Genomic DNA, 7,746 nt, shown 5'->3' with positions numbered 1-7,746 from the left:
CCCGGCGGCCTGGCCGTCTACCCGTCCTCCGTCATCATGAACGTTGTTCCGGCGCTGGCCGCCGGGGTTGCCTCGATCGCCTTGGCTTCCCCGCCCCAGAAGGACTTCGGAGGCTTGCCCCACCCCACCATCCTGGCAGCTGCCGCTTTGCTCGGCATCGACGAGGTCTATGCCATTGGAGGCGCCCAGGCGATTGTTTCCTTTGCCTACGGCATCCCCGGGGCTGCCGATGATCAGGCCATCGAACCGGTGGACGTTGTGACCGGTCCGGGAAACATTTTCGTGGCCACCGCGAAGCGTCTTGTGAAAGGCGTCGTGGGGATCGACTCCGAGGCCGGCACCACCGAGATCGCCATTTTGGCTGATGCTTCGGCCCGTCCGGCGCTCGTGGCCGCTGACCTCATCAGCCAGGCAGAGCACGACCCCAAGGCGGCGTCTGTCCTGATCACCGACTCCGAGGAACTCGCCTCCGCTGTGCAGCGGGAACTCACGGTGCAGGCAGGAACCACGAAGCATGGCGAGCGGGTCACCACCGCATTGTCGGGACCCCAGTCGGGCGTGGTGCTGGTGGACGATGTCGAGCAGGGCATCGCGGTCTGCGATGCCTACGCGGCAGAGCACCTGGAAATCATGACGGCGGACGCAGCAGCGGTCGCCGCAAGGATCCGCAACGCGGGCGCGATTTTCGTGGGGGACTACAGCCCGGTCAGCCTCGGAGACTACTGTGCAGGATCCAACCACGTTTTGCCCACGAGCGGCACCGCAGCCTTCTCTTCCGGACTGAACGTGACAACATTCCTCAGGGCCGTACAGGTGATCAACTACGACAAGGCTGCCTTGGAGCAAGTCAGCAAACACATCGTGAGCCTCTCCGATGCCGAAGACCTGCCCGGCCACGGCGACGCTGTCAAGATTCGTTTCGCGGGGGCCTAAACCACTACATGTATGGGTCACAACCACTACATATAGTAATTACAGTCTTGTCATTAGGCCTTATATAGCCGTAAACTGGTGCCGGAAGTCAAACTTCCGGCACCTTTTGCGTTCCCGGCCGATCCCGCCGCGGGGACAGGTGGCCGGGAACCGAGCAGGGGAGGCCCAGCGTGTATTGTCCGTTCTGCCGAAACCCCGACTCACGTGTTGTGGACAGTCGAATGGCCGACGACGGCTCGGCCATCCGCCGTCGGCGCCAGTGCCCCGAGTGCGGACGCCGTTTCACCACCGTGGAGACCACCAGCCTTTCCGTCATCAAACGCTCGGGCGTGGGGGAACCCTTCAGCCGGATCAAGATCATCAACGGCGTTCGCAAGGCCTGCCAAGGCCGTCCTGTGACCGAGGACGACCTTGCGATGCTGGCCCAGGAAGTCGAAGAAAACATCCGCTCTTCCGGTGCGGCGGAGATCGATGCCCACGAGGTCGGCCTGGCCATCCTTGGACCACTCCAGAAGCTGGACGAAGTCGCCTACTTGCGATTTGCCAGCGTTTACCAGGCCTTCGAATCGCTTGAGGACTTCGAGTCGGCCATTTCGCTGCTCCGCCACGAAGCCGAAACCGCAGCCGCGGATAATGCGGCGAAGGGCGCCAAGGGCAAGAGCTCCGAGAAGAGCCCCATCTAGCTCCGGTGGCGGCAGCGGAGGGGAAGCCGCAGCCGCCACCGGCACCACGTCTACTTGGCGAGCTTGTGGTGGAGGCGACGTCCAGCGCGGCCCCCACGATTCCGGCGTCGTTCTTCAGTTCCGCCGTGACGATGCGTGTCCGCAGATCCAAGTGCGGGAAGTACTCGTCCGAACGCTTCGAGATACCGCCACCGATGATGAAGAGCTCGGGGGAGAACAGGAACTCGACGTGGGAGAGATAGCGCTGCAGCAGCACGCTGTACTCTTCCCAGCTCAAGCCGTCGCGTTCACGCGCGACGGCGGATGCCTTCGTCTCGGCGTCGTGGCCGTCCACTTCGAGGTGGCCGAGCTCGGCGTTGGGCACCAGGTGCCCGTTGAAGATGAAGGCCGAGCCGATGCCCGTTCCGAGGGTGATCACCAGAACCGTGCCGTCGACGCCTTCGCCTGCGCCGTAGCGGGCTTCAGCGAGACCGGCTGCGTCGGCGTCGTTGATGACCTCGACGGGACGGTCCAGGCGCTTGGTGAGGAGCGAATCAATGTCCGTGTTGAGCCAGGACTTGTCCACGTTGGCGGCAGAGCGGACCACGCCGTGCTGGATGATTCCGGGGAAAGTGACTCCCACGGGCGAACCCTTGGCCGGAGCATCCTCACGGGCCGACAACTCTTCGACGATCTGTGCGATCACTTCGGCGACGGCTTCGGGAGTGGCAGGTTGCGGCGTCGGTATGCGGAGGCGGTCCCCGAGCAGCTTGCCTTTCTTGAGATCGACGATGCCGCCCTTGATGCCGGTGCCACCGACGTCGATGCCGATCAGCGGGCCGTTCTTGTGGATCTTCTCATCCTTCTTGGTCAATGCGTTTCCGTTCATGGCAGGAGGGGTGGGCATGTCGCAGCGCGAACGGCTGCAGGTGACCTTCCGGAGAGCTTAGGGAAGAGTCAGGATTTCGGCGCCGGTCTCGGTGACCAACAGGGTGTGTTCAAATTGTGCGGTCCGCTTGTGGTCCCGGGTGACGACGGTCCATTCATCGGGCCACATGTCCCACTCGATCGTTCCAAGGGTGAGCATGGGTTCAATCGTGAAGACCATTCCGGCTTCGATGATGGTGTTGTAGGCCGGCGCGGCGTCGTAGTGGGGGATGATCAGGCCGGTGTGGAACGCCTCGCCGACGCCGTGGCCCGTGAAGTCACGGACCACGCCGTAGCCGAAGCGTTTCGCGTACGACTGGATGGCACGGCCGATCACGTTGATTTCGCGGCCGGGCGCTACGGCCTTGATGGCCCGGTTGAGCGACTCCTGGGTGCGTTCCACCAGGAGCCGGGACTCGTCGTCGACCTCGCCCACCAGGAAGGTGTAGTTCGTGTCGCCGTGGACGCCGTTGATGTAGGCGGTGATGTCGATGTTCAGGATGTCGCCGTCCCGGACGACGGTGCTGTCCGGGATGCCGTGGCAGATGACCTCGTTGAGCGAGGAGCACAGGGACTTGGGGAAGCCGCGGTAGCCAAGCGTCGAGGGGTAGGCCTGGTGGTCCAGTATGAATTCGTGGCCGATCCGGTCCAACTGGTCGGTTGTGACGCCGGGCTCGATGTGCTTGCCGACCTCGACGATCGCCTGGGCCGCGATTTTGCTGGCGATGCGGATCTTCTCGATGGTTTCCGCAGACTTGACCTCTGAACCGGTGAACTTCGCGGGTCCCGGCTTGCCGACATACTCCGGGCGCGGGATGGACGCCGGAACAGGCAGCTGTGGGCTGACGGTCCCACGGGTCAGCGTGCCGATGGGTGCGGTCAGAGCGGGAGAAGGCATAGATTGATCATATAAGGGACGCACGAGACGCAAGTAACTAAGAAGCTAAATATCGGCCCGTGCGAAGGCACCGGCCCCGCCGGGCTTGCGGCGGGATTCGAAAAGGAGAAACCGTGGCGGAGTTCTGGTACAACGTTCAGACACACCAAATCGAAGAGGACGCGATGTCCGACTGGTCCCAGCTGATCGGTCCCTACAAGACCCGCGAAGAAGCGGAGCACGCCCTCGAAAAGGTCAAGGCCCGCAACGAAGCCTGGGACAAGGACGAGGAGGACTGAAGCTGCTTCCTCCTAGAAGGAGTGTTCCGGGCCGGGGAACTGGCCGGACCTGACGTCGTCGGCGTAGGCCTTCGCCGCGGCGCCCAGGGTGGTGCGAAGATCCGCGTATTGCTTGACGAACTTGGCCATCTTGCCGCCGCGCAGTCCGGCCATGTCCTGCCACACCAGAACCTGTCCAGTGGTCGCGTTGCCTGCGCCGATTCCTATAGTCGGTACGTCGATGGCTGCGTCGACGGCGGCAGCTGTTTCAGCGGGAACCATCTCCATGAGCACACAGAACGCTCCGGCATTTGCGAGGGCAACGGCGTCTTCGACGAGGCGCGCGGCGTCGTCGCCCCGGCCTGGACGCGGTAGCCGCCCAGCGAGTGTTCGCTCTGGGGCGTGAAGCCGATGTGCGCCATGACGGGAATGCCTGCCTGGACCATGGCCCGCACAGTTCCCGCATAGAACGCGCCACCTTCGATCTTGACGGCGTGCGCCAAACCTTCCTTCAGGAAGCGGACGCCTGTTGCCACTGCCTGCTCCGGCGACACTTCGTAGCTGCCAAAGGGAAGATCGGCCACTACCAAGGCACGCTTGGCGGACCGGGCCACCGCGCGGCACAAGGGGAGGAGCTCGTCGACGGTCACAGGGAGGCTGGTTTCGTTCCCGAAGACGTTGTTGGACGCCGAATCGCCGATCAGCAGGACCTCGATGCCGGCCTGGTCGAAAATTTCCGCCGTGTATTGCTCATAGGCAGTCAACATCGCAAAGCGCTCACCCTTGGCCTTGGCCTGCTGCAGATGATGGGTGCGGATCCTCGCGGCGGGCTTCGGCGTTGAAGCATCCGCTGAAGCCCCGGAACCTGCCGCGGCAGGTCCCGTTCCGTAAGGCGCGGGAATTTCGGCGGGCATGCTGGAATCGGAACTGTTGCTTGGGGCCATGGATAGAGCGTATGCGGTACCGGCCGTCCTAGCCACCGGCGCATGGGGAGCCTCACATTTGTAAACGCTGTGTTACGCGAACCGGGGGTGCAGCCAATCCGGGCCAATGCTTAGTAGAGTGAATGCTGAGTTGTCGTCGGCTTCGAATCCCGAATCCGCGGCATGGACGTTGACCCGGAAATGAGGCCCCATGGACCGCCAGCAAGAGTTCGTTCTGCGAACTATCGAAGAGCGTGATGTGCGCTTCGTACGCTTGTGGTTTACCGACGTCGTCGGTTCCCTGAAATCGGTGGCACTTGCGCCGGCAGAAGTGGAAGGCGCCTTCGAAGAAGGCCTGGGTTTCGACGGTTCGGCCATCGAGGGCCTCGCCAGGGTGTTCGAATCCGACATGCTTGCCCAGCCAGACCCCTCCACGTTCCAGATCCTCCCGTGGCGTGGTGAAACCGAGCAGACCTCCAGGATGTTCTGCGACATCCTGACCCCCGACGGCGAGCCGTCGGCCGCAGACCCCCGGAACGTGCTCAAGCGCACCCTCGCCAAAGCCGCGGACATGGGCTTCACGTGCTACACGCATCCCGAGATCGAGTTCTACCTCCTCAAGTCCCAGGACCTCGATGCCAACGGCGTTCCTGTTCCCGTTGACGAGGGCGGCTACTTCGACCACGTGCCCGGCGGCGTGGCACAGGACTTCCGTCGCACGGCCGTCACCATGCTTGAATCCGTGGGCATTTCCGTTGAGTTCAGCCACCATGAGGGCGGACCCGGCCAGAACGAGATCGATCTCCGCTACGCGGACGCCCTCCAGACGGCGGACAACATCATGACCTTCCGCACGGTCATCAAGGAAGTGGCCCTGCAGCAGGCACCTACGCCACCTTCATGCCCAAGCCGTTCACCGACCACCCGGGTTCAGGCATGCACACCCACTTTTCGCTGTTCGAGGGTGACACCAACGCCTTCTACGAAGCCGGCGCCGAATTCCAGTTGTCCAAGACCGCACGCCAATTCATTGCCGGTATCCTCCGCCACGCGCCGGAATTCACCGCCGTCACCAACCAGTTCGTCAATTCGTACAAGCGTCTCTGGGGCGGCGGCGAAGCGCCGAGCTACCTGAGCTGGGGGCACAACAACCGTTCGGCCCTGGTTCGCGTGCCGCTCTACAAACCGGGCAAGGGCCAGTCCGCACGGATCGAATACCGCGGCATTGACTCCGCCACCAACCCGTATCTCGCCTACGCAGTGTTGCTCGGTGCCGGGCTCAAGGGTATCGAGGAAGGCTACGACCTTCCGGCCGCCGCGGAAGACGACGTTTGGTCGCTGACTTCGGCCGAGCGCAAGGCGATGGGTCACACGCCGCTTCCGGCCAGCCTCCACGACGCCATCCGCGCCATGGAGGATTCGGAACTCGTAGCGGACATCCTCGGCGAACAGGTCTTTGACCACTTCCTGCGCAACAAGCGTGCGGAATGGCAGGACTACCGGCTCCAGGTCACGCCTTACGAGCTCAAGCGCAATCTCGGCATTCTCTAGGCTGTGAGTGTGAGCCTGGCCCGCCGGCTCATCTCGGCCGGTTTCAGCGACCTTGAAAAGGGTGAGCGGTTCCTTGCCGCGCGTGAACTCGACGGCATCGACCAGGACACGATCTTCGCCGGTCTGCACCTCAGCGCCAACCCGGACACCGCGTTGCAGTCGCTGGTCCGTCTGATTGAGAAGCATCCCTCGCTCAGGCAGCTCGCTGGGGAGCACCCGGATCGGAGCGAGCCGCTTTACCGCTTGCTGGGGGCATCCGAAGCCTTGGGGGAGTTCCTGATCAGGCATCCGGAACACCTGGACGTCTTCGATGTCCGCGTCAGCCCGGAGCCCTTGTCCGCCGATGCCAGTGAGCTCCGGACGAAGCTGCTCCGATCGGTCAAGGCAGACCCCAACTCTCCCCGGCCCGTTGCGCGATGACTGGAGCCAGCGCCTACACGGCTCTCCGGACGGCTTACCGTCGCGGGCTCACCGAACTGGCCATCAAGGACCTCTGCGCCGCCAGTCCGCAGGACTTCATGCCCGCCGTCGGTGCCGAACTGGCCGACCTCGCAGGTGCCGCGATAGAGGCGGCCCTCGCCGTTGCCAGGGCCGAAGCCGCGGCGACTTTCGATCCCGCCGATATTGCCGGCGTCGGGCTGGCCGTCATCGGCATGGGCAAGTGCGGTGCCCGGGAGCTCAACTACATCTCCGACGTCGACGTCATCTACGTGATCGAGGCACCGGACCTGGAGGACGCCGAGGCCGCGACCATCGGCACGGCCTTGGCCGCCGGGATATCCCGTGCCATTTCATCCACGGGGACCGAACCGGGTCTGTGGGAGGTCGACGCGAACCTGCGGCCCGAGGGGAAATCCGGTCCCCTCGTCAGGACGTTGCCCTCGCACTTGAGCTACTACGCGAAATGGGCTGAAAGCTGGGAGTTCCAGGCGCTCCTTAAGGCCCGGACCATCGCAGGAGACAGGGACCTGGGCTCGCGTTACGAGCAGGCTGTCCAGCCGCTCGTGTGGCTTCCGCCGGCCGGGAAGGGTTCGTGGAATCGGTGCAGGCGATGCGCCGCAGGGTGACGAACAACATCGCCCCGGCCGAAGAGCAGCGCCAGATCAAACTCGGTCCCGGCGGGCTGCGCGATGTCGAGTTCACGGTCCAGCTCCTGCAACTTGTCCACGGAAAGTCCGATGAAACGCTCCGTTGCCGGGATACGACGTCGGCAATATCCGCGTTGTCCGCGGGCGGCTACATCGGCCGGGTGGACGCCGCTGCCTTCGACGCGGCCTACCGCTATCTGCGGGTACTTGAGCACCGCATCCAGTTGTTCCAGATGCGCCGTACCCACCTCATGCCCACAAGCCAGGAGTCTTTGCGGTTCCTCGCCAAGGCCGTCCTGGGGCCCTTTTCCACAGGCAGGCCGCATCCGGACGCGCTGGTTGAAACCTGGCAGAAGACCAAACGGTCCGTTCGTGAACTGCATGACCGCATCTTCTACCGGCCGCTGCTCAACACGGCCGCGAAGTTGAGCACCGAAGACGCCCGGCTCACTCCGGAAGCCGCCCAAGGGCGGCTTGCGGCACTCGGTTACCGCGACCCGCAAGGCG

Annotated in this window: 4 protein-coding genes and 4 pseudogenes; 5 read left to right on the top strand and 3 right to left on the bottom strand. The window is 63.9% G+C overall.

The genetic code is table 11. The features are described 5' to 3' along the window. A partial coding sequence (gene hisD, locus AHiyo1_RS15325) for a histidinol dehydrogenase (RefSeq protein ID WP_059389135.1) occupies positions 1 to 933 on the top strand: 933 nt, incomplete at its 5' end. 170 nt (positions 934 to 1,103) lie between these two features. Continuing rightward, entirely contained in the window at positions 1,104 to 1,616 is a 513-nt protein-coding gene (gene nrdR / locus AHiyo1_RS15320) for a transcriptional regulator NrdR (RefSeq protein WP_084784530.1), read from the top strand. A gap of 50 nt (positions 1,617 to 1,666) precedes the next feature. Here nrdR and ppgK read toward each other — a convergent pair. Next, positions 1,667 to 2,469: pseudogene (gene ppgK, locus AHiyo1_RS15315) on the bottom strand (polyphosphate--glucose phosphotransferase). A 72-nt stretch (positions 2,470 to 2,541) separates the two neighbouring features. After that, positions 2,542 to 3,420 carry a type I methionyl aminopeptidase gene (map, locus tag AHiyo1_RS15310; RefSeq protein WP_059389133.1) on the bottom strand — a complete coding sequence of 293 codons (879 nt, stop codon included), beginning with the start codon at positions 3,418 to 3,420 and terminating at the stop codon, positions 2,542 to 2,544. 113 nt (positions 3,421 to 3,533) lie between these two features. On the opposite strand from map, the gene AHiyo1_RS15305 reads away from it, so the two are divergent. Continuing rightward, entirely contained in the window at positions 3,534 to 3,698 is a 165-nt protein-coding gene (locus tag AHiyo1_RS15305) for an SPOR domain-containing protein (protein WP_113990679.1), read from the top strand. Positions 3,699 to 3,710: 12 nt separating this feature from the next. Here AHiyo1_RS15305 and panB read toward each other — a convergent pair. Beyond that, positions 3,711 to 4,621 (bottom strand): annotated as a pseudogene (panB, locus tag AHiyo1_RS15300) (3-methyl-2-oxobutanoate hydroxymethyltransferase). 190 nt (positions 4,622 to 4,811) lie between these two features. Between panB and AHiyo1_RS15295 the strand changes: the two are divergent. Beyond that, positions 4,812 to 6,151: pseudogene (locus AHiyo1_RS15295) on the top strand (glutamine synthetase family protein). Positions 6,152 to 6,160: 9 nt separating this feature from the next. Continuing rightward, a pseudogene (locus tag AHiyo1_RS15290) lies at positions 6,161 to 7,746 on the top strand (bifunctional [glutamine synthetase] adenylyltransferase/[glutamine synthetase]-adenylyl-L-tyrosine phosphorylase); the annotation flags it as partial.

The sequence above is a fragment of the Arthrobacter sp. Hiyo1 genome, assembly GCF_001263615.2.
Taxonomy (GTDB): domain Bacteria; phylum Actinomycetota; class Actinomycetes; order Actinomycetales; family Micrococcaceae; genus Arthrobacter.
The sequence above is the reverse complement of the archived record's forward strand: the minus strand, read 5'-3'. Positions and strand labels throughout refer to the sequence as shown.

What these genes read in the sequence shown, in the direction of transcription:
- map (WP_059389133.1), bottom strand. Translation starts at nt 3,420, where the DNA reads ATGCCTTCTCCCGCTCTGACCGCACCCATCGGCACGCTGACCCGTGGG.